Annotated in this window: 17 protein-coding genes; 2 read left to right on the forward strand and 15 right to left on the reverse strand. The window is 37.5% G+C overall.

Annotated features, from left to right (window positions below):
- Positions 1-2: 2 nt before the first annotated feature.
- The 10 genes from K1X56_01000 to K1X56_01045 form a co-directional block, all read right to left on the reverse strand.
- A complete protein-coding gene (locus tag K1X56_01000; GenBank protein ID MBX7093272.1) occupies positions 3-1,355 on the reverse strand; it encodes an FAD-dependent oxidoreductase in 1,353 nt (450 codons plus the stop codon).
- A 71-nt stretch (positions 1,356-1,426) separates the two neighbouring features.
- Complete coding sequence (locus tag K1X56_01005) at positions 1,427-2,827, reverse strand: tryptophan 7-halogenase (GenBank protein ID MBX7093273.1); 1,401 nt, start codon at positions 2,825-2,827, stop codon at positions 1,427-1,429.
- A gap of 15 nt (positions 2,828-2,842) precedes the next feature.
- Positions 2,843-3,967 carry an acyl-CoA dehydrogenase family protein gene (locus K1X56_01010; GenBank protein ID MBX7093274.1) on the reverse strand — a complete coding sequence of 375 codons (1,125 nt, stop codon included), beginning with the start codon at positions 3,965-3,967 and terminating at the stop codon, positions 2,843-2,845.
- Positions 3,945-5,441: an AMP-binding protein gene (locus K1X56_01015; GenBank protein MBX7093275.1), complete on the reverse strand. Its 1,497-nt coding sequence runs from the start codon at positions 5,439-5,441 to the stop codon at positions 3,945-3,947. Before K1X56_01015 ends, K1X56_01010 begins: the two co-directional genes overlap by 23 nt.
- Positions 5,434-5,691: an acyl carrier protein gene (locus K1X56_01020; protein MBX7093276.1), complete on the reverse strand. Its 258-nt coding sequence runs from the start codon at positions 5,689-5,691 to the stop codon at positions 5,434-5,436. Before K1X56_01020 ends, K1X56_01015 begins: the two co-directional genes overlap by 8 nt.
- A complete protein-coding gene (locus tag K1X56_01025) occupies positions 5,681-7,930 on the reverse strand; it encodes a hypothetical protein (protein ID MBX7093277.1) in 2,250 nt (749 codons plus the stop codon). The genes K1X56_01020 and K1X56_01025 overlap by 11 nt, the downstream gene beginning before the upstream one ends.
- Positions 7,931-8,118: 188 nt before the next feature.
- Positions 8,119-10,572: a hypothetical protein gene (locus K1X56_01030; protein ID MBX7093278.1), complete on the reverse strand. Its 2,454-nt coding sequence runs from the start codon at positions 10,570-10,572 to the stop codon at positions 8,119-8,121.
- Positions 10,566-11,738, reverse strand: coding sequence for a glycosyltransferase (locus K1X56_01035; protein ID MBX7093279.1), 1,173 nt, complete (start codon positions 11,736-11,738; stop codon positions 10,566-10,568). The genes K1X56_01030 and K1X56_01035 overlap by 7 nt, the downstream gene beginning before the upstream one ends.
- On the reverse strand, positions 11,735-12,658 hold the full coding sequence (locus tag K1X56_01040) for a sulfotransferase (protein ID MBX7093280.1): 924 nt from the start codon (positions 12,656-12,658) through the stop codon (positions 11,735-11,737). The genes K1X56_01035 and K1X56_01040 overlap by 4 nt, the downstream gene beginning before the upstream one ends.
- Positions 12,652-13,407 (reverse strand): sulfotransferase, encoded by a 756-nt coding sequence (locus tag K1X56_01045; protein ID MBX7093281.1) that lies wholly within the window; start codon positions 13,405-13,407, stop codon positions 12,652-12,654. Before K1X56_01045 ends, K1X56_01040 begins: the two co-directional genes overlap by 7 nt.
- A gap of 222 nt (positions 13,408-13,629) precedes the next feature.
- On the opposite strand from K1X56_01045, the gene K1X56_01050 reads away from it, so the two are divergent.
- Both K1X56_01050 and K1X56_01055 read left to right on the forward strand, forming a co-directional pair.
- Complete coding sequence (locus tag K1X56_01050; protein MBX7093282.1) at positions 13,630-14,421, forward strand: sulfotransferase domain-containing protein; 792 nt, start codon at positions 13,630-13,632, stop codon at positions 14,419-14,421.
- Positions 14,418-15,350, forward strand: a complete 933-nt coding sequence (locus K1X56_01055) for a hypothetical protein (protein ID MBX7093283.1) — start codon at positions 14,418-14,420, stop codon at positions 15,348-15,350. Before K1X56_01050 ends, K1X56_01055 begins: the two co-directional genes overlap by 4 nt.
- Here the strand turns inward: K1X56_01055 and K1X56_01060 are convergent.
- From K1X56_01060 to K1X56_01080, 5 genes are read right to left on the reverse strand one after another with little or no spacing between them, the layout of a single operon-like run.
- The gene (locus K1X56_01060; GenBank protein ID MBX7093284.1) at positions 15,334-16,119 is read right to left on the reverse strand and encodes a sulfotransferase family 2 domain-containing protein; all 786 of its coding nucleotides are present in this window, start codon (positions 16,117-16,119) and stop codon (positions 15,334-15,336) included. The genes K1X56_01055 and K1X56_01060 overlap by 17 nt on opposite strands.
- A 1-nt stretch (position 16,120) precedes the next feature.
- A complete protein-coding gene (locus K1X56_01065) occupies positions 16,121-16,777 on the reverse strand; it encodes a GNAT family N-acetyltransferase (protein MBX7093285.1) in 657 nt (218 codons plus the stop codon).
- Positions 16,777-17,706, reverse strand: a complete 930-nt coding sequence (locus K1X56_01070) for a glycosyltransferase family 2 protein (GenBank protein ID MBX7093286.1) — start codon at positions 17,704-17,706, stop codon at positions 16,777-16,779. The genes K1X56_01065 and K1X56_01070 overlap by 1 nt, the downstream gene beginning before the upstream one ends.
- The gene (locus K1X56_01075) at positions 17,703-18,455 is read right to left on the reverse strand and encodes an SDR family oxidoreductase (GenBank protein MBX7093287.1); all 753 of its coding nucleotides are present in this window, start codon (positions 18,453-18,455) and stop codon (positions 17,703-17,705) included. Before K1X56_01075 ends, K1X56_01070 begins: the two co-directional genes overlap by 4 nt.
- The gene (locus tag K1X56_01080; protein MBX7093288.1) at positions 18,452-19,507 is read right to left on the reverse strand and encodes a ketoacyl-ACP synthase III; all 1,056 of its coding nucleotides are present in this window, start codon (positions 19,505-19,507) and stop codon (positions 18,452-18,454) included. The genes K1X56_01075 and K1X56_01080 overlap by 4 nt, the downstream gene beginning before the upstream one ends.

Here is a 19,507-nt window from a genome sequence, read left to right on the forward strand (position 1 = left end):
ATTTATTTTAAAAGATCAGGGTATATTTCTTCAGGACGGTGTCCACATCCAAATTCCGAATCATGGGTATTTATAACCAGATTTTTAAATTTCATAAACATCTCCGGTTTTTCTAACAGATCGATAAAATCAGAATAGCGGGCATGTTGGGAGAAAAAATCACCAGCCAATAAATAATGAATTAAAGAAAATGCATTTTCGTGCTTGAGATGTTCCATTCCAGAACTAGTTCCTAGTCCGGCCATATCTAAACGATCAGGACTATAAAACAAGCGTACAAATTTTTCAATGAGTTTATATGCTCCGTTGATTTCCTGATACACTTCATCAAAACCTTCAGATAATTTACCAGTTTTTAAGTTTTCCGATAATTTATTGCATAATACATATGCACTTTTCATACCCATATAAATTCCGGAAGAAAATATGGGATCTAAAAAGGCTACCGCATCTCCCAACAAGGCAAAATTCTCTCCGTATTGAACGGAAGAATAATAACTATAATCGGAAATTGAAATGACCGGCTGAATACGAACTGCGTCTTTTAATATTTCATTTGCCTTTGCAGCTAAAAACAATTCATCCAAATACAATTGCTCAGTAACATTTTTAACTCCGATGGAATTATAATACTCAAATCTGGATTTAACGTAATCGGAATTCAAGGCAACACCAATACTTATACGGTCTGATTCAAGTGGAATCATCCAAATCCACCCTTTTTTTTCTCCTCCCAGATAAACAATTTGAATGTTTCCTTCTTTTAAAGCATCATCGTAGTTGACATTTTTCCAATGTGTTGCAAATGCTGAACGATGAAGATCGTTGTATTTAAGTTTAGTATTATTTCTTGTTTGATAAAATGCATCCTGACCACTGGCATCAATAAAAAATCTGCATTCCACATCACCCGTGGTGCCTTTAGTTCGGTATTTTATTTTGATGTTTTGTCCCGGAGTATTTTCGATTGCCGTAACCAAATGTTCCTCTCTGACTTCAGCTCCCAGGGTACGCGAATGATCCAACAATAATTTATCGAATTCTGAGCGGAGTACATGGAAAGAAAGGTAGCTATCATCGTGAATTACGTGACCAAAACACCAGTGGGAAGAAGTGGAATTATCAATGGAAGTGAATTTAACTCCCGGCTTACGTGAAAAACGCTTTATCATTTCTCCGGTTATTTCCAGATCATCAAATAATGGTTTGCAAAATGGAAGCAATGACTCTCCCACATGATCACGCGGAAATTTTTCTTTTTCAAGAACAATTACATTGTGACCGGCCCTTGCCAACAAGGAAGCACAGGTTGAACCTACAGGTCCTCCCCCAATAATAGCTACATCGTATACCATATGGTTTCAAACTTAACTTAAAACAACGAGAAGAAAAAAGGTTTTTATCAGTTTTGGATAAGCGGTAAATGTCAGCGAACAGACATTGGGAAAATTGCCTCATACGGCATGGGACAACCTTGTTCTTTGTAGGCGTCCCGGTTCATTACTAAATAATAATAGCGTTCAAACTGACCGGGATTCTCCAGAAAATCAAGTGTTTGATGGTAGCGCTTGTTCTCATTGAAAAAATCGCCCCCCATCATGAAGTGTAATGCACCAAAGGCAAGTTGGTGTTGAATGAAATTTTCATCATCATTTGTGCCATAACGTTCTTTCAGTTTTTGACCCAATTCTGCAAAATTAAATCGTTCCTGATCATAAAACATCCGGATAAAGCGATCGACCAATTGCACGGCTCCTTCGAAATTTTCTGTTGCGGTGTTCAGGGCCTTTTTACCTTCTTCAATCCCGTCATTAAGCAAAACGGATAATGCTTCCGAATATACTTTGGCACTATTCATTGCCAGATAAATTCCCGTTGCAAAAATCGGATCTAAAAATGAAGCAGCATCACCAATCATAGCATAATTCGATCCATGCTTTTTGGTCATGGAATACGAGTAATTTCCAACGACCATTAACTTTTGAATAATTTCCGCATTTTTTAGAATATCGGAAGTAAATGCTGCACTTCTGATTTCTTGAAGATAAAGTTCCATTTTCCAGTCCTTGGTTCCCTTTGCCGATAACTCTTCCTTCATTTCCCGGGTAAAAATATTATCTACCACCAAGCCAACACTTAAACGATCTTCGCCTACCGCCTGTATTCCAATCCACCCCTTTTTATTGCCGGCGAGGTAAATGATATTTAGTAGTCCCTCCCTAATACTAGGTACAAAATCAGCTCCTTTCCAGTGGGTGAGGAATGCAATTCGATCTAATTCTTTATGCTTTACTTTTACCCGTTGCTTTTGACCTAAAAAAGTATCCTGGCCGGTTGCATCGAATAAAAAGCGAGCGTTGAAACTAAGTTCTTTATCTTCATTGGTGGCATAAACTGTAACAGCATCCTCAACGGAGAGGTCAACATCCTTTACTAAAACATCTTCCATGACTGTTGCTCCCTTATCCCTGGCATTGTCCAAAAGTATCTTGTCGAATTCGGAGCGAAGTACATGAAAGGAAAGCTGGTTTGGACCAGGTAAAATATTTTTAAAACAATAAATCGTATCGAATTCTCCGGTTTTATTTACAAAACGAACACCTGGCTTTCGTACAAAATTAGATTTCAACTTGTCGAGCACTCCAATTTCCTCAAAAAGATCATAGCAAAAGGGGACAAGGGATTCTCCTACATGCGGACGTGGAAATATTTCCTTTTCGAGAATTAAAACTTTATGCCCGGCCATTGCCAATTTTGCTCCGGCAAAGGCACCAGCGGGTCCACCACCAATAATGATGGCGTCGAAAAATTCTTTAGGACGATTCATTAACTAAATAATTAGTTATAAATAAGCTGAAATAATATTCTTTTGAATATGATTGGTACCGGAGTAAATTCCGGATGCCTGAGCATCGCGTAATGTCCGTTCTATCCAACCCGTTTGATAGGCTCCCGATGCACAAATCTTCATTGCTGCATCTGCACAAAATATTAATGCTTCGCTTGAAAGCACTTTTAATTCTGCTGCAATAGCATTTACATTTTTTTCCTGGTCGAAAATTCCGGCTGCATAATAAACCATTAAGCGGCACGCGTCCAGCTTAATTTTCATGTCTGCAAGCAAGTGACTTACGGAATGAAAATTCATAAGTTCCACCCCTGTAGATTTTTTTAACCGGATAAAACTCAACACCTCTTCCATAAGATGTTCCATTATTCCAAGATTCATGGCAGCCATTCCAATGCGCTCGGCATTCATTGCTGTTTGAAAAATCATTAAACCACTACCAGGCTCATTTACAATATCACCTGCGGATAAAACAGTATCTACAAAAACATCGGATGCAGGACTGGTTCTCAATCCAAGTTTTGAATATTTTTCACCAACTAAGAAATTAGTTTTATCAACTAAAAAAGCAGTTATTCCTCCCATTGCACCTTTATTTTTATCGGTGCAAACAAATAATAATATCTGATCTGAAATGGGAGCATTGGTGATCCAACATTTTGATGCCTTTACTTTATAATTATTTCCATCCTGGAATGCTGTGGAATCCATATTAAATGCATCCGATCCTCCTCTGGCTTCTGTCATCGCATTAGCCAATATATTTTTACCACTTACTCTTAGTTTCAATTCGGGCTGCTGTGCCGAGAATCGTAGAACCGGTAATTGAACTGCTAATAAATGTGCTGCTAAAGAAAACAACAAACCATTATCGCTCGATTTTTGTGCGAGTCCATTTAACACAGCACATGCGGACGTTAAATTTAATCCGGAGCCACTTAGATTTGTGGGAACAAATAAATCGGTATAACCTTCCCGAAGTAATAAATTCCAGAGGTCTTGGGCGAATTCTGATTGGTGATCTCTTTCTTCACACGGTGAGGATAAATGCACCCTTGAAAATTCCGCTGCATGCGAAAAGAGGTTAAAATCTTCTTTATTTAAAATGTTCTGCAGCATAATGAATCAAAGCCTGGTAATCTGTTTTCTGTGAAGAATTTAAAGGAATATTATCTAAGATAATAAATTTATCAGGAATCATATAAGCCGGCAAGACTTTCATGAGCTCGGCTCTTAATGCAATTAAATCACTTTCATTTATGCCTGAAACAAATGCTACTATTTTCACGGATTCGGGTAGGTGAAAAGCTACAACGGCAGCAAAAAGGAGTCCGGCGCAACTTTGCAGTCCCACTTCAATTTCATTGAGTTCAATCCGGTATCCGTTTCGCTTAATCATTCGATCGTACCGACCTTTATATACGAGTTCACCGGATTGCCATTCCACCAAGTCACCCGTTTTGTACCATTTTTTACCGTCGATAAAAACAAATGCATGTTGATTTGCCTGTTCATTATTGAGATATCCATTCATCAAAGATGTGCCCGACATCAATAGTTCCCCTTGCGAAGTTCCTTCGATGTCTCCATCAGAAATTTTACTTTCATATTGAAGGGTAGCTCTCCCTATGGGAAGTGCTTGTTGTGGATTCCAGTTTCCCTGTGGCACCGAAAATGAAGTGCAAACATTGGTTTCTGTAGGACCATACCAATTATAAAAGCGTGCTTTATTGGTTGAATTATGCTGAAGTTTAATAAACTCGGAGGAGGGATACGATTCTCCCGCAAAAATAATGTGTTGTAAAGAAGCTGAGGATTCCTGTGTATAATTGCCGAATTCAACCATTAAGCGCAATGTTGTGGGGGTAGAATACCAAACAGAAATGGAGTGTTTCTTTATTGAATCCACTAAAAAAGCAGGTTGAGCGATCTGCAATGAATTAAACAGAATCAACTTAGCGCCTGATTTTACAGAGGCAAAAATATCAAAAACAGAGAGATCGAAATGAAAGGGTGCCACCGATGAAAACACGTGCTGTGCGTTCAGCTCAAGGTGATCGGTTGCCCAATGAATAAAATCGATAGCCGCAGGGTCTGAAACACAAACCCCTTTTGGAATTCCTGTTGTACCTGAAGTAAAAAGTACATAAGCCAAATCTGGGTGTACCTCACGTTCGCGGACTAATTCATTCTCAAACATTGCCCATTTCGAATTAATTGTGGAATACAGATTATACCCTAAACTTTCCAGATCCTTTTTACGGGATAAGTCGGAAAAAATAAATCTAATTTGAGCAACTGAAATAATTTTTTGGATACGCGATAGTGGAGAATTGAAATCCAGCGGCAAATAGGCCTTGTTAGCACCTGCAATGCTGAAAATTAAACTTAGCGTGTCAATGTTTTTTGGTCCTAAAACCCCTATTATTTTACTATCAACTAAATCTTTAGTTAATAACAATTCCATTCTGGATTGAACGAGCTGTAATAAATCAGCGTAAGAAACAGATTGCCCACCCGCCTCCTCTACCGCAATTTTGTCGGAGAATTGATTGGCAGAATTAACTAAAAGTTGATACAGCTTTTCAGCCAACTGATTTTGATTTAATAAATGCAGCGATTTTTTCTACTGTATCAAGATTATCCCGGTCCACTTCATGCGCTGCGAACTTTATGGAGAACTGTTTTTCCAGTTTATCGACTAACCGCAAGGTTGAAATGGAATCCATTAATCCACCGGAAATAAGCGGAGTAGAAATCGTTAACTGAGAGGCCTCCGGACCAGTAATAAATTCAGAACGCAAAAGTTCTAAAACACTGGTAACAATTGTGTCATTTCCCATATCGGTTGAATATTATTTCCTCATTCTTTTTCCATTGAACATAAAGCGCTCTCATCAGCAATTGATGTCCGAATGCATTCGGATGATGATCCAATTCTGAAACTCTGATATTTTCTACCGGATAATTCACCAGTGCATTTGAAATATCAAGAATAACAAAACCGAGTCCTTCTGCTTTTTGTTGCAATGCTTCCCATTCTAAACGATTTTCCTCATCCATAGTTGCCTGGGCAAAGACCATTATGGGTACGCAAGAATGTGTTTTACAATAATATATAATTTCTTTATAACCCCAATCTAAAAGCTCATCCGAAAATGGTTGTGTGCGACTAAATAATTCATCAAATCCCATGTATTGTTTCAATCCTGCCCTATCCCGGATAGAAATTAATGCGGGGTATTTGAGGTCGATACCATTTTGTACCAGGCTCACAAAGGAACGGGTAACCCTGAATTTCTCCTGAGAGTGGGCGGTATAAATCACCCCTCCGGGGTGATAATGGTTTACTTTTTCGTTTAATAACGCAACCTGTTGAACCAAACTGTAACTACCAACTCCGAAGTTTAAAAATTCAACGCAATAATCTCTTGAAAGTGTATCTTCTAACAAAGCTTCGAAGGATTGTCTATCGTTTACTCCATAACCCATGGTATAGGAAGCTCCAAGAAAAGCAAACCGATAGCAACCGGAATCCGGATATTCTGCATATTCTTTATCGCGGAGTCCGAAAGAATTGGTGGTATAATGCGATCCATTTAAATCGACTGAAACGGAAGGTCGGAGTTCTCGGGTAAGAAGGTCGTTTCTCCGGCGGTGCAATTGATCATCGCGTTTAAAAAATTCGGGGCGTTTCCGGTTAAGAATTAATTCCCAATTATAAGCCCTGCGATTTACAGAACCAACTGCAGCATCGTAATAATCCTTTTCCATACGGGAAACATCTTCGTGGTTCGGGACATAATGAAGTAATTTTTTTAGTTGCGGAGGATCTGCGAATCGTAGAAAAAACAGCATGAGAATAAAAATTCCCGAAGAAAAAGGCAATACCGAAAAAAACTCTTTATGATTTCTGAACCGGTGAAAAATCATCGTTAAAACTGCAAATCCGACTAACAACAAACTTGCGGTGCTAATTAAAAAATAAAAATCATCATAAGTAAAATGCTGCAATAACGATAGGATATAAACCCAATAATGAATATCGCCGGTAATCCATAATGAATACAGAACTGACATTGAAATAAAAACCATCAGTACGGCTGATGCATTTCTCATTGCATCCAAAAAATTGATTTTGGTTTGCGCATTAAAGCGCTGAATAAATTTTGAAGGGAAAATTGTGCCGCTAACAAATACCAAACAGCCAAGAACAGTCCAATAAACCAAATCTGTAATTCTGAAATCGAAATTTCCTTTAATCCAAAGCAACTGCCATGTGTGAAGTAATGAAGACAACGCAAATGCAAGAATAATGGCCATCCCCATTCGCATATTAAATGAAAATTTTCCAAATAAAACGAAGAATGGATTGTAGAGTTGTTTAACGACAAATTCTTTCCAGTAAATATTTATCCTACGCCAAACTTCCGAATAGGTATTTGCAAAGTAAAATCGTCCGAATACAGGCGGGAGATTTAATCCCATTAAGCCTAACCAACCCGAAATAAGCAGAAACAAACCGGGTAAACGCAATAACATTAAATAACTGGCCAACATAAATTGAATCACGTCCATGCCGTTATGAATAGCAAATGGAGCGATATATAAAAAATGATAAATGACCCGAAACAACAGAAGATTAAATAAGCCTGCAGCGAGTCGATCTATGGCAGTATAATATGTTGTTTCAGTAGAGGAATTGTACGCCTTTTTCCAATCCCGGTAATCGATAATTGGCATAAGCGGAAATGAAAGATTGGGTCCCAGAAAAAAGAAGTTAAATGCATGTACCGATTTCTTTTCTAATTCAAGTTGGTTAACGGATAAAAAACTCCATACTCTGAGCATAAAAAAACCGGCCAAAAAAGGAACAATGATCTGGATTCTCGGCATATAAATAATTTCCAATCGCCAGGGTAACATGGAAATAAAAAACAGGAGTAGAAAAGCTATTTTGACCCAGTAACGAATACCTGAACTCAGCACAAAATAAACGACCACTGTTCCAAGAAATAAGAGTAAACCACTGAGCCATCCAAATGCGATGTATACCACTCCTAGTGAATGAAAAAGCATCATGAGCGGTTTATATTCAAGAGGCAGATAATGATTAATGATAAAACTAATCACTAAAACGGGGGCCAAAAGTTCAAACCCAATTCCAGGTTCCAGTTCAAGGAGTTGAAATACTATTAAAAAGATCAGTAAGACTCCTAATGCATAAAGGAAACTTCTACTGGTCTTTGAAACGATATTTGAAATCCAGCTCATGGAATAATACCCTGCTTTTTAAATACGATTTGAATTTGATGGTAGAGTAATTTCGCAATCACTTCATGTCCCTTTTCATTGGGATGATTATCCCATGGAGAAAGATATAAATCTGATATTTTATCATTGTTGTAAACTTCCGACAAATCGATTTTATAATCTGCCGGAATGAGCAGGCATTCTGATAATTGTTGAAACTCTGTTTGACTTGCCTGTTCCCCCAATGTAGGTAGGTATACAAAAAGGAATTTTTGTTGATTGATTATTTCATTCAATAGTTCACAATATAACAGCAGTATGCTTTTTCTTAGCAATTGTTCTTTTTGCAAATCCGGCATTCCTGATTCTATTCCACAACTCAATATATAGCTGTTCACTTTTTCAAGTGTAAAATCAACTTTCTTCCGCAATAAAAATGTAATGTCACCGGCTATCCTATCCAGTTCTCCTGAATGAGCGATATAAATAATTAAATCGGGTTGAATCTCCTGAACTTTATGTTTACACAGGAAAGCGGTTTGAATTAATCCATATCCACCCAAACCGAAATTCCATATTTCCCATTTTTTCTCCGGGTAGTTTGCGTTAAGTTGTAACTCGATACGACTTTCAAAATCCTGCTCCTGATTTACACCTGAGCCCATTTCATACGAACCTCCCATTAATGCAATCCGATAGGTATTGGGGGTTTTCTTTAATTCATAAGCCTTATCGCGCAGTCCATATGAATTTGTATAAATTTCTGTTCCTTTAAACGATTGCGAAGTATCTGGAATTAATTCTCTGAACAATTCATTTCCGGTTTCTCGTGTCAGATAATTATGCGGATTCCAATCTTCTCCTGTTTGGAGCACTGCAATTTTTCTTTTCAAATCGTCCGTATCCAGGATTTTACCATAATATCCTCTTTCAATTCTTTTTTTATCCCTTTTATTCAGTTTATGTGGATTTGTAATATCTGTAATCAATGAATCTGAATATCCTGTTTTTTCTTCTGTAAAGTAAGCCGTGGTGGACAGTCCTCCTATGAAAATCACCAACGCTAGTGTAATAAAATTTGATTTTAAATTAATCCTGAAAAGGATTGTTCTGAAAAGAATTCGAAATAGGATTACAGCAAAAATGATTATCGACAACCACCAAATAGCGGCTCCGGGGTTTACCGTTAACAAAGAAATAAGATAAAGCCATTCTTTTATATCTCCACTTGTCCATAACCCATAAAAAAACGATATAAACACCAGGAGAAGTCCCGCCTTAATATCGTTCAACCATTGCTTTTCTTTACGTTTTTTTAAGCTCCTGATAGCATCGAATGCTATTCCAAAACCGAAGGTCATCCAAAACACCAAATCTGTAAGGCGTATTACAAAATTTCCACTAATCCAGAATTGTTGCCAGGTATGCAGAAATGCGCTTAGCAGAAACACTATAGCTATGGTTAATCCGATTCGGAATGCCTCTGATGAAAAATAGTTTTTAATTCTAAAATAAAGCGGATAGTAGAAAATCCGGAGCATAAATTCTCTCCAGAAAACATTTATTTTTTGCCAAAGGTTGGTAAATGAATGAGCGGAAAAATAATTACCAAATACATCTTCATATTGATACCCCCAGCACTCAATTAAAGCCAATCCAATATAAAATATTCCCACCATTCTGAGTGAAAGGGCGAAACCAAAAAAGAAATATTTTACTACCAATGAAGCTTCAATAACATCGATGGGATCATTGATAAATGACAAATTAATCCACCGATAAAGGATGTAATAAAAAAGTCCCAATGCCAAATGACGCAAAGCCGATTTCCAGATCATGAATACTGGAACGGAATAGTAATTGCCGGTAAATTTTCTGTAATCGATTATTGGAAATAAAAAGAAAAACAAGTTGGGAATCATGGCAAAATAGTTCCATTTAATAATCCATGGACTTTTAATTTTTCCAATAGAATTTTCATAATAAAAACTTATCCCTCTAAACATAAACATTACTCCAAAAAACGGCATTACCACCGAAATGCTTAGCCAATGCTCTGCCGAAGATTTTGTGATGAGGAAGAGTAAAATGATGAATCCAAAATAAATGAGTTTAAACAGACCATTTATTTTAAGGATTAAAATAAACAGGGACAAAGAAATAAAACCCAGCAAAATTAATGTTGGATTAATTCCTATTAAAAGTATTGAAGTAAGAATGAAGGATGCCGACTGAACCCATGGCCGGAATTGGATGGGTATAAATAATGCTAAAAATGAAACGGCAACACCCAACGGCGCGATGCTTGTCCAACCTAACGCATCCTCCGGATGAAAAATATGTAAGGAAAAAAACAAACAAATAAATCCCACAAGCAGGAACATCCATTGCCAGCTAAACTGAAATGAAGCATTATTACGAATTGCATCGTAATAGTCTGTTGATTTAATTGTATTTGATTCCCTTACCATTCCTGATACATTCGGTTATATTCCCTGGCGATGACTTCTGGTGAATGAAAACGAAGATAGTGTTGACGGATTATATTCCCGTCGAAATTCATCTGTAAAGCCCTTTCAATTGCAATAGCGAAAGCTGGTCCTGAAAACTCACTGGCAAAAACTCCCGTTTGCTCATTCATTAATTCCAGATAGGCCGGAACAGGCGTACATACAACAGGCTTCCCGCATAAACCTGCTTCTACAATGGTATTTGAGGCAATATCATTCAATCCAGGATTTAATAAAAAATCGCAGGTATTATAAATCTGATTCAGCATTTCGGTCGAGTTAATTTCTCCCAGTTGAATAATTTCAGATTTATTAATTGATTTTGGAACATTACCTTTTCCAACCACTATAGTTGTTGAAGGAACATCGACCAGAGCAAGTGCTTCTCTCAAAACATGAAATCCCTTTCGCGCATAATTAACCTGATCGGCTATAAACAGAAATACAGGCTGATCATTTTTGATATTTAAATTGCTCTTGAAATCTAGATTTTCTGTTATTCGAAATTCATGGTACGGAACAGGATTTTTTATGACTTGTACGGGTGTTTTTCTGATCCAATTCGATTCTGTCACTTTATTAGCCAAAACCTGTGATGGTGTTATAAATTGTATATCTGTTTTTAAAAGTGCAGTTGAAATTTGATTTTTCTGTCGCAGAATTAAATCTGACAAGTCTAAAGCATCCGCCATTGGAGGATAATGAAATCCCCCGGAAAAAGGAAATTCATCGTGCAAGGTCCACACCAATTTTTTGCCATTCAATTGAGGCAATTCCTCCACATTTAAAAATCCGCTCACCCAATGAAAATGAATAACATCTGCAGATCGTATCAATGGATGATTTTTTATTTTCCATACCGTATCCGGACGCGAAAACCATTCGCCTTTTGATTGGATGATGGTTTTTACTTTCTGCTGGTTCAGGTAGTTTTTCGCTTTGTAATACAGTGCGGAAAAGGGATTAAATGCATCCCGGAAATCAACAATTGAATCCTCCATTTCTCCATCTTTATAGAGGGAAATAAATGTTGAATCGATGCCGGATTGCTTTAATGCCCGATGCAAACGAATAGACGCGATTGCCGCTCCGCCTTTTGTATAAGTATTTAAGTGAACTACTTTCATGGAATATTCGATGCTTTTGAAAGTAATTGCAGATAAAGTTCCTTTAATTCCCCGTTTTCAATTTCGCCTTCTTTAAAGCGGTATTCCGATTTTTTTATCAGAGAAAGAATCCGATCCGGATGATCCACTTTTAAATCAAGAATATTAATTAACCGGTGGATAGTCAGCTCCGGATGCTGCATTAAGTGATCATAAGAAATAAAAACAGTTGATGAACTGTCCATCTTCAAAATTGATTCATAATAGCGGAGGTAGACCTTATCCGTTAATTGAGGTGTTATTTTAGAAGCAGAAGCAATTGCTGCTGTTGGATTTCGAAAGCAAACGATAAATTTCGCTTTTGGCCATTTTCCGATTAACCAGGGCCACAATACTGAAAAATGTGGATTTTTAACCAGTGGACGATCACCAAATTCATTAAGTAGATACCGGTTTAAATTGCCAATTCCATAATGCTTTAAAACATGAATTTTATTCCTATTCGAAATGCGGTCATCATGTACTCCGCACAATGAAAATTCCTGAAAAAGTTTTTCTTCACTTTCGGTCAAATCCACTTTCATTACCTCTTCGGAGGAAGGAGGTAAATGTCCCCATGCATTTAATTTATTAAACGCATACAAGGATGCATCCATGAACAAATAGTTCTCAAAAAAACCATCCCGATTCAAATCCGCTCTGCTCCCTTTTGATTTTAATAAATCATTTTCCGGTCCCACATTCATTCCACATTCCTGCAAAAGATGAGTAACCAAACTAGTACCTGAACGAAAAAATCCGGTTACAAAAACAGGACTTGAAACGGGTTCTTGCGCTTCGACCTTTTTCTTATTTATAAGCAACAAATACCAATAGAAAGCACGATTTATCACGCGGTGATACCATTGATTGGGCTCAATATATGGAACTTGTTTTACCATGGAAAATCACGGTTTAATAGTTGCCTGAGCTCCTGATTGTGTTCCAAAAAAAATCGCTGCAAAAAATCTTTGGCCTGATCCGGTATTTCAGATTCCGTTCCTGCATTTTCATGCTCAAACTTAATCTCCTTGATATAGGATATTCCTAAATGCCGGGTGATTTTTTCCATTATTTCACCAGGTGAAAGAAACAATTCTTCGCTACAAACAATCAACAATTGGCTACCGAAATGATTTATCCAATCCTTGAGCAAAAAGGCATATTTCCCTTTAGAGGCATAACCGAGTCGCTGATAAGCAAAATTATGTCCACCCTTTTTCTCTCCCCATTGAATCCGATCCATCTCCTGCAAAAGCGCCGTGTAAAAATCAGCCTTTTCAAATCCCAGTTTTACCGACATTCTGTAATGAGAATAAGCACGGTGGACCGGGTTTCTCAGCAGGACAATAATTTTTGCTTGGGGAATTACCGACTTAATTCTGGCGGCTGTTTCTGGAAATTCAAAATAATTAGCCGTTGCGTCAATAGAAAAACATGACGACTTAACTTTTTTATACTCACTATGTGCGTACCATCTGGAAGCAAATCCGGATTTATACCAATTGATTCCCCGTTTAAAATGAGCTTCATTATGAAAAAAATAATGTTCCTTGCGTTTAGCAGGTAAAACCGAAGGATAATGCTGAAGTGTTTGGTATAGCGATGTAGTCCCAGCCTTTTGCGCCCCAATGATGAAGGCTTCAGGCATCACCCGTAGGGGTGCAGTGATTTTAGAAAAAAATGATCGTGACAATTCTGCTGAATCATCAAAAAGCCTTTTTTCATCAATTAATTCTAAATTTATCACAGATAAAGGAATTATCTTTAATAAAGATAAGGCTTCAAACCTATGAATCATCAAAAAACAGCTTTGGGACTGAAATTTTTTTTGGGTCGTTTGCGCCTACGGTTTTTGACCAAGCCCAGAGCTTTGCGTTATTGGAGAAAAAGCAATGAAAACAAGTTTTTAAATGGACAATTAAAAGCCACAAGCTCTCATCCTTCCATACTTTTTATTGCTCCCAATAAATCAGGCTCATCCATTTCCGCAACGATTATTTCCGAAATTCTATTGAGGGAAGGATTGATTCAATTGGATTGGGAAGGATACTATGCATGCACCGAACCGGATATTAAAAACACTCACTTTTCCGGAAAACAATTTCGTGATTTACAATTACCCGAAACCGGATTTTTCATTGGTCCACTACGCCGATCCATTGAAATCCCTGAATCATCCCCAATTCGTGTTATTATTCAAATTCGCGATCCGAGAGACATACTAGTTTCTCACTATTATTCCATGACCAGGAGTCACCCTGTTTTAACAGAAAACTATCTGAAACGAAAACTAGAGGCCAGTCATAAAACAATCGATCAACATGTCCTCGACGAAGCTCCTCGATTCAGACAATTGTTTACCGAACTAATCAGATCATATTTTCATACAAATAATGCCTTGTTCATTCGGTATGAAGAAATGGTGGAATTGCCGGAAGAATGGATAAAAAAAACAATGAATTTCTTATCAATTCCATTGGAAAAACATGAAAATACCATCTCAAAACTCAACCATCATTTCACCCAGGGTGAAGGGGAAAACAAACATAAGCGGCAAGTGAAACCAGGGAATTTCAGAGAACAATTATTACCGGAGACGATTGATGCTTTAAACCACGAATTTTCCGAAATTCTGCGTACTTTCAACTATTCCATTTCATGAGGACATTTCTCCATATTGTAAATCCTTACCCCTGTAAAGAAAACAGCAGCGCGTACAAAGAGCAGTCTCACACCCTGCATGCTTTAAGTGTTGCAAAAAAGAATTATCAGGGGGAGGTGATTCAATGTGGTGTTACATTTCCGGAAGAAATTATTTCCATTCCGAATTCTTTAATCATACAACCTGTATTACATTCAAGTCTTGCTCAATTTTGCAATTCAGAAAAAAAGCTACCTCTTCTAAATGAAATTCTGGGAATAGCCAAAACGTATGAGAAATGTGAATATGTGATCTATTCCAATATGGATATCATTCCCTCTCCTTCGTTTTATTCGTATATAAATCATCAGCTTCAAGAGCACGATGCCTTGGTAATAAATCGCCGAAGAATAGATCGTTCCTTTTTAGATACAAAAATTGAAAATCAATATTTGATTTTTTCTGAGGCCGGGAAGGAACATCCCGGTTTTGATTGTTTTGTTTTTAAACGTGGACTCATTGATCAATTTGAATTAGGTCGTGTTTGTATTGGTATTCCCCATGCAGAAAACACATTGCTGCATAACCTCATTGCATTCAGTAAAAGTTTACAAGTAATCAGCAATGCGCATATCACCTTTCATATTGGGATGGAGTTGCATAAACAATGGGGGACAAAAACCGAAGAGCGTTTTAATCTTGCAGAATACAAGGCACAGTTAAAAAAACTAAAACCTCATTTACGTATATCGAATTTCCCGGGGAGTAGTGACGGATTTTGCAAACGTCATTTCCGCTGGTTAATGCATCCATCGTTTTCCTTTCCGCTGATGCTAAGCTTAGAATTGAAACAAAAAAGAAATAAAAGGGAAAAACCGCAAAAAGAAAAGCTGAATTTTAAAAACAAATACCTGGAATGGCTTTTTAAAAAAGTCAAGATCGACGAATGATTCCTTTCAGCTTTCTGAATCGTTCAGCCCACACATTACCCTTACGCAGCTTTAATATATCTCCATTTAAATCTCCGGGGTACATGGACAATTCCTTTGTAAATCGTTCTAACGCATAATCGTAAAGTTTGCGATCCCAGATTGAATAACGGTCTACCAACAAACGGGTTTCATGATCCAACTCACTTAAAGGACTTCGCTTTTTATTCACATTTGCTTTAGCATAATAAGGAAAACGGATGTTCATTTTTTTCCCTAGCAATACCACTGACTCTTCGTATTTCTCATTTATACCGACGAAAAAAAACGAATCAAGATTTGCCTTTGCCTTTTCAAATAGTGCTTCATTACACATTCCAAAGGATGGATTCTCGCCGGCAATAAACCGGGTCATTCCATTATCAGCTATATCCATTAATCCTTCGTTTAAAAAATCGGCCAGTGATAAATGCCGGTTTTTGATTTCATCATGCAATGGCAAACCCGGCACCCGTAATAAATGGTGATAGAGTGAAACGAGTCGAATTTCCGGCTCGCGAAGCATGGTGATATATTTGGCGTCAATCCCTGGATGAAGCTGATGAATTCCGAATAAAAAATGTCCCTTTACCATTTTTAATCCTTTCAATAATTCAGGATTAATATCTCTGTAAATATGAGTGGATTTTATTCTCGGAATATCAAGAATTTCCTGTTTATGAAAGTTTCTGTTTAGAATTCCCTGAAAGGTTGATCCACCGGTTTTATGAATATGTAGAAAATAATACATTTTATTTTCCGTGTTTTAATTCAATAGTGGAAATCATTTTCCCTTTCATTTCCAGGTATTGCTGCACAAGAAATTTTTCGGATTCATCTAATTGCGGAATAGCATAAAAGGTTAGTTGTGTTCCATATTCCTTCGATAATATTCTGCGTGCATCACGTGTTGCTTCAAAGAAATCGTGACTATTCAATTCGTATTTCTGATTTTCCACTTCATCCTGACCAGCCAATTTTTTATAACCCAAAGCCAAATTAAATTGAATGGATCTAAAATTATTCCGAAGGATTTTTGCCCGCGAAACGGATATTCCCAGATTGAATGAAAACTCTGTTAGCAGAATTGCAGCAGCAAAGGGTATGGAGGTGGACCAGTATTCTTCTTCCCAAACAAATATGCCTCCGTTACCGGTAATGCCATTTTCCCAGTCGGTATCTGAGCCGTTTATTAATCCGATGTATTTTCCATTAACCGTAATGAGAAAATAATAATCCAGGGTTTGATTGATTTTTTGAAACCATTGTTTTTGCATTTCCGGAGAGATTTCTTCCCGAAACTCCATAAATCTCCGGATATGTTGCGAATTTCTCCAATAGCGGATCAATTCGATATCCGTTATTTCGAGTCGCTTTAACTGAATGCCGTATCCTTCAAATATTATCATCAGATCACTTTTCGAATGGTATAAGGTGGTTTCCCCATTTGGTGATTAAATATTTTATAAAGGTATTGCCCGATAATACCCATACATATCAATAATATACTGGTGGAAAACAATACAACAACAATGGTTGCCGTAAATCCGGGTACAGTTGTTTTTAAAAATATTTTTTTGAGGATAAACCAAATACCCATTAAAAAAGAAATAATTGAAAGCGTAACCCCACCCCAGGTCATAATTCGTAACGGAATGGCCGTATAATTAATCACGATATCGGAGAACATTTTTGTCAATGAAAAAATAGAGTATCCCGATTTACCGGACTTACGTGGAGAGTGACTCACTTCTACAGTTTCAATTTCAGTGGTATGCCAATACACCAATTCATCTATAAAAACAAAGGAGTGAAAATGATCTCTGATTTTATCGACAAGGTTGCGGTTAAATAATCTGAACGAAGAGCCTTCCCCTATCGTTTGTGCTGTGTATTTGGAGGCTTTTCGGATAAAGTAACTTCCAGTTTTACGCATCATGGTTGAAGAGCGTTTGGGATAAACACCATAAACTAAATCGGCGGAAGTCTCACTTTGTTTCCGAATAAGTTTTTCGATGTCCTCCGGTGATTGCTGCAGATCGTCATCCATCGTCACCAATAAATTCCCCTTTGCAAAATTGAATCCGCACATTAAGGCTAAATGCTGACCTGTATTTCTTGCCATTCGGACTCCCGTAATTGTTCCTGCATGTTCAGTTTTTAATTTCTGAATGATTTCCCAGGAATTATCCTTACTGGCGTCATCAACAAAAATGATTTCAAATTCAAGCTGCAGACGCGACATTTCATTCTGAATGCGCTGAAATAATTCAGAAAGTGATTCACTGCTGTTATAGACAGGAACAACAATTGAAATATCGATTCGTTTTTGATTCATAAGCCTAATGATAAACCTCCATCAAGAAAAAGCGTTTGACCTGTAATCCATCTTGAAGCGGGGGAAAGTAAAAAGGAGATAGCATGCGCTACATCTTCGGGATAACCCACACCTAAGGGGTATTTTTGAATATGATCATTTAGTTTTTCGGCAGAGATTTGACGCTCTGTCTCCTCATAAACCTCTGTTTTTACCATTGCCGGGGCTACGCAATTACAACGAATGCCGGAAGCTCCGTGTTCTTGTGCAATTACCTGTGCAAATGCTTCAACTCCCAATTTCGATGCGGCATAAGCAGCCCCTCCTTTATAGGTATGATGTGCACCAAAAGAAGAAATAAAAACCATTGAAGCATGATCATTTATTTTTTTTGAGCGCAATAAAGATGCAGCAAGTAAAACCGTAGAAGAAAAATTTAGATCCATTACTGAGTCTAATTTTTCTTTGGAAAGAAATTTTACCGGAAAGGGTTCTATTTTACCTGCAGAAAACACCACACCATCTACGGCTGAAAGTGAATTAATCAATTGATTCCTGTCCTCCTCTTTTAATAAATCTGCTACAACATATGAATGAATTCCGCCTTTTAAAAGGCTTATACTTTCTTTCAATTGCTGTTCCCTTCGAGCAGTCAATATCAATTCTGCACCCATTTCCGATAAAAAAACAGCAACCGATCTGCCAATGCCGGAAGAAGCACCGGTGACTAAAATCTTTTTACCATTTAACTGAAAGGGTGAATTCATCATTTATAAATTATTAAATCGGGTAGTACAAGTTGACGAACAGATAGCAATACAGAACCCCAGGATAAGCCAACTCCAAAACCGGATAATAAAAGTTGAGCCTTATCTTGTTTTAATCTGTCACCTAAACGTTCTGTAATGGTTAAAGGAATAGATGCTGAACTGGTATTTCCAAATTCATCCAGCGAATAGGGGACCTGACCGGAATCGAATTTTAATTTTTTACGAATGGTTTCATTCATTAATTTATTCGCCTGATGCATCACGAAATAATCGATATTGCTTACAGATCGTTGTGCGAAATCCAATAATTCATTTACATTTTTGGGTACTTCACGCACTGAAAAACTAAAGACTTCCAATCCATCCAAAATTAATTCTGTCCCTTTTCTGAATATGCCTCCTTCAACTTCTTTTTCTTGTTCTGAATCCAGAGAATAGGGATGACGAGCAGCTCCATCGGGTATCATTATTGCTTTAAATCCTGCACCATCTGAACCGAGATTAAATAGCATTTCTCCTTCCTCATCATACTCTAAAGCGGTTACAGTTCCGGCATCACCGAATAAGGGATAGGTGCTTTTATCGCGGTAATTTAAAGACATGGTTGAAATGTCACCCACCGCGAGCAATGCTCTCTTGGTTACGCCAGATTGCATCAAAGATGAAACGATACTTAATCCGTATACATAACCGGAACAACCCAGCGGCACATCAAAAGCCATGGCGGACTTTTTTAATCCTAATTTATCTTGCAACAGAATGGCTGTTGAAGGCAAAACATAATCGCGCGACTGAGAAACAAAAACAATTAAACCAATGCTATCCTGTTCCCACTGCAAAGCTTGAATCAGTTTTTCTGCTGCTGGGAGGCATAGATCCGAAGTTGTTGTCCCTTTTTTTGCAATTCTCCGGTGGGAAATTCCTGTAGTTTGAATGAGCATTTTACGATCCTGTTCCGGGATCCAATCATACGATGCATTATCAAAAACAAATTCAGGAACCGCAGAGGCTATTCCTTTTATTGAAACCTGATTTGTCTTGAAAATGCCCAT

It is taken from the genome of Flavobacteriales bacterium (assembly GCA_019694795.1).
Classification (GTDB): Bacteria; Bacteroidota; Bacteroidia; order Flavobacteriales_D; family UBA2798; genus UBA2798.

Bases quoted from the DNA above. Each gene is read 5' to 3' on its own strand.
- K1X56_01030 (MBX7093278.1), bottom strand. From the start codon at position 10,572: ATGGTAAGGGAATCAAATACAATTAAATCAACAGACTATTACGATGCA.
- K1X56_01020 (MBX7093276.1), bottom strand. From the start codon at position 5,691: ATGGGAAATGACACAATTGTTACCAGTGTTTTAGAACTTTTGCGTTCT.
- K1X56_01010 (MBX7093274.1), bottom strand. From the start codon at position 3,967: ATGCTGCAGAACATTTTAAATAAAGAAGATTTTAACCTCTTTTCGCAT.
- K1X56_01070 (MBX7093286.1), bottom strand. From the start codon at position 17,706: ATGAATCAAAAACGAATCGATATTTCAATTGTTGTTCCTGTCTATAAC.
- K1X56_01055 (MBX7093283.1), top strand. From the start codon at position 14,418: ATGAGGACATTTCTCCATATTGTAAATCCTTACCCCTGTAAAGAAAAC.
- K1X56_01060 (MBX7093284.1), bottom strand. From the start codon at position 16,119: ATGTATTATTTTCTACATATTCATAAAACCGGTGGATCAACCTTTCAG.
- K1X56_01065 (MBX7093285.1), bottom strand. From the start codon at position 16,777: ATGATAATATTTGAAGGATACGGCATTCAGTTAAAGCGACTCGAAATA.
- K1X56_01005 (MBX7093273.1), bottom strand. From the start codon at position 2,827: ATGAATCGTCCTAAAGAATTTTTCGACGCCATCATTATTGGTGGTGGA.
- K1X56_01000 (MBX7093272.1), bottom strand. From the start codon at position 1,355: ATGGTATACGATGTAGCTATTATTGGGGGAGGACCTGTAGGTTCAACC.
- K1X56_01075 (MBX7093287.1), bottom strand. From the start codon at position 18,455: ATGATGAATTCACCCTTTCAGTTAAATGGTAAAAAGATTTTAGTCACC.
- K1X56_01045 (MBX7093281.1), bottom strand. From the start codon at position 13,407: ATGCCTGAAGCCTTCATCATTGGGGCGCAAAAGGCTGGGACTACATCG.
- K1X56_01040 (MBX7093280.1), bottom strand. From the start codon at position 12,658: ATGGTAAAACAAGTTCCATATATTGAGCCCAATCAATGGTATCACCGC.
- K1X56_01035 (MBX7093279.1), bottom strand. From the start codon at position 11,738: ATGAAAGTAGTTCACTTAAATACTTATACAAAAGGCGGAGCGGCAATC.
- K1X56_01080 (MBX7093288.1), bottom strand. From the start codon at position 19,507: ATGGGCATTTTCAAGACAAATCAGGTTTCAATAAAAGGAATAGCCTCT.
- K1X56_01025 (MBX7093277.1), bottom strand. From the start codon at position 7,930: ATGATGCTTTTTCATTCACTAGGAGTGGTATACATCGCATTTGGATGG.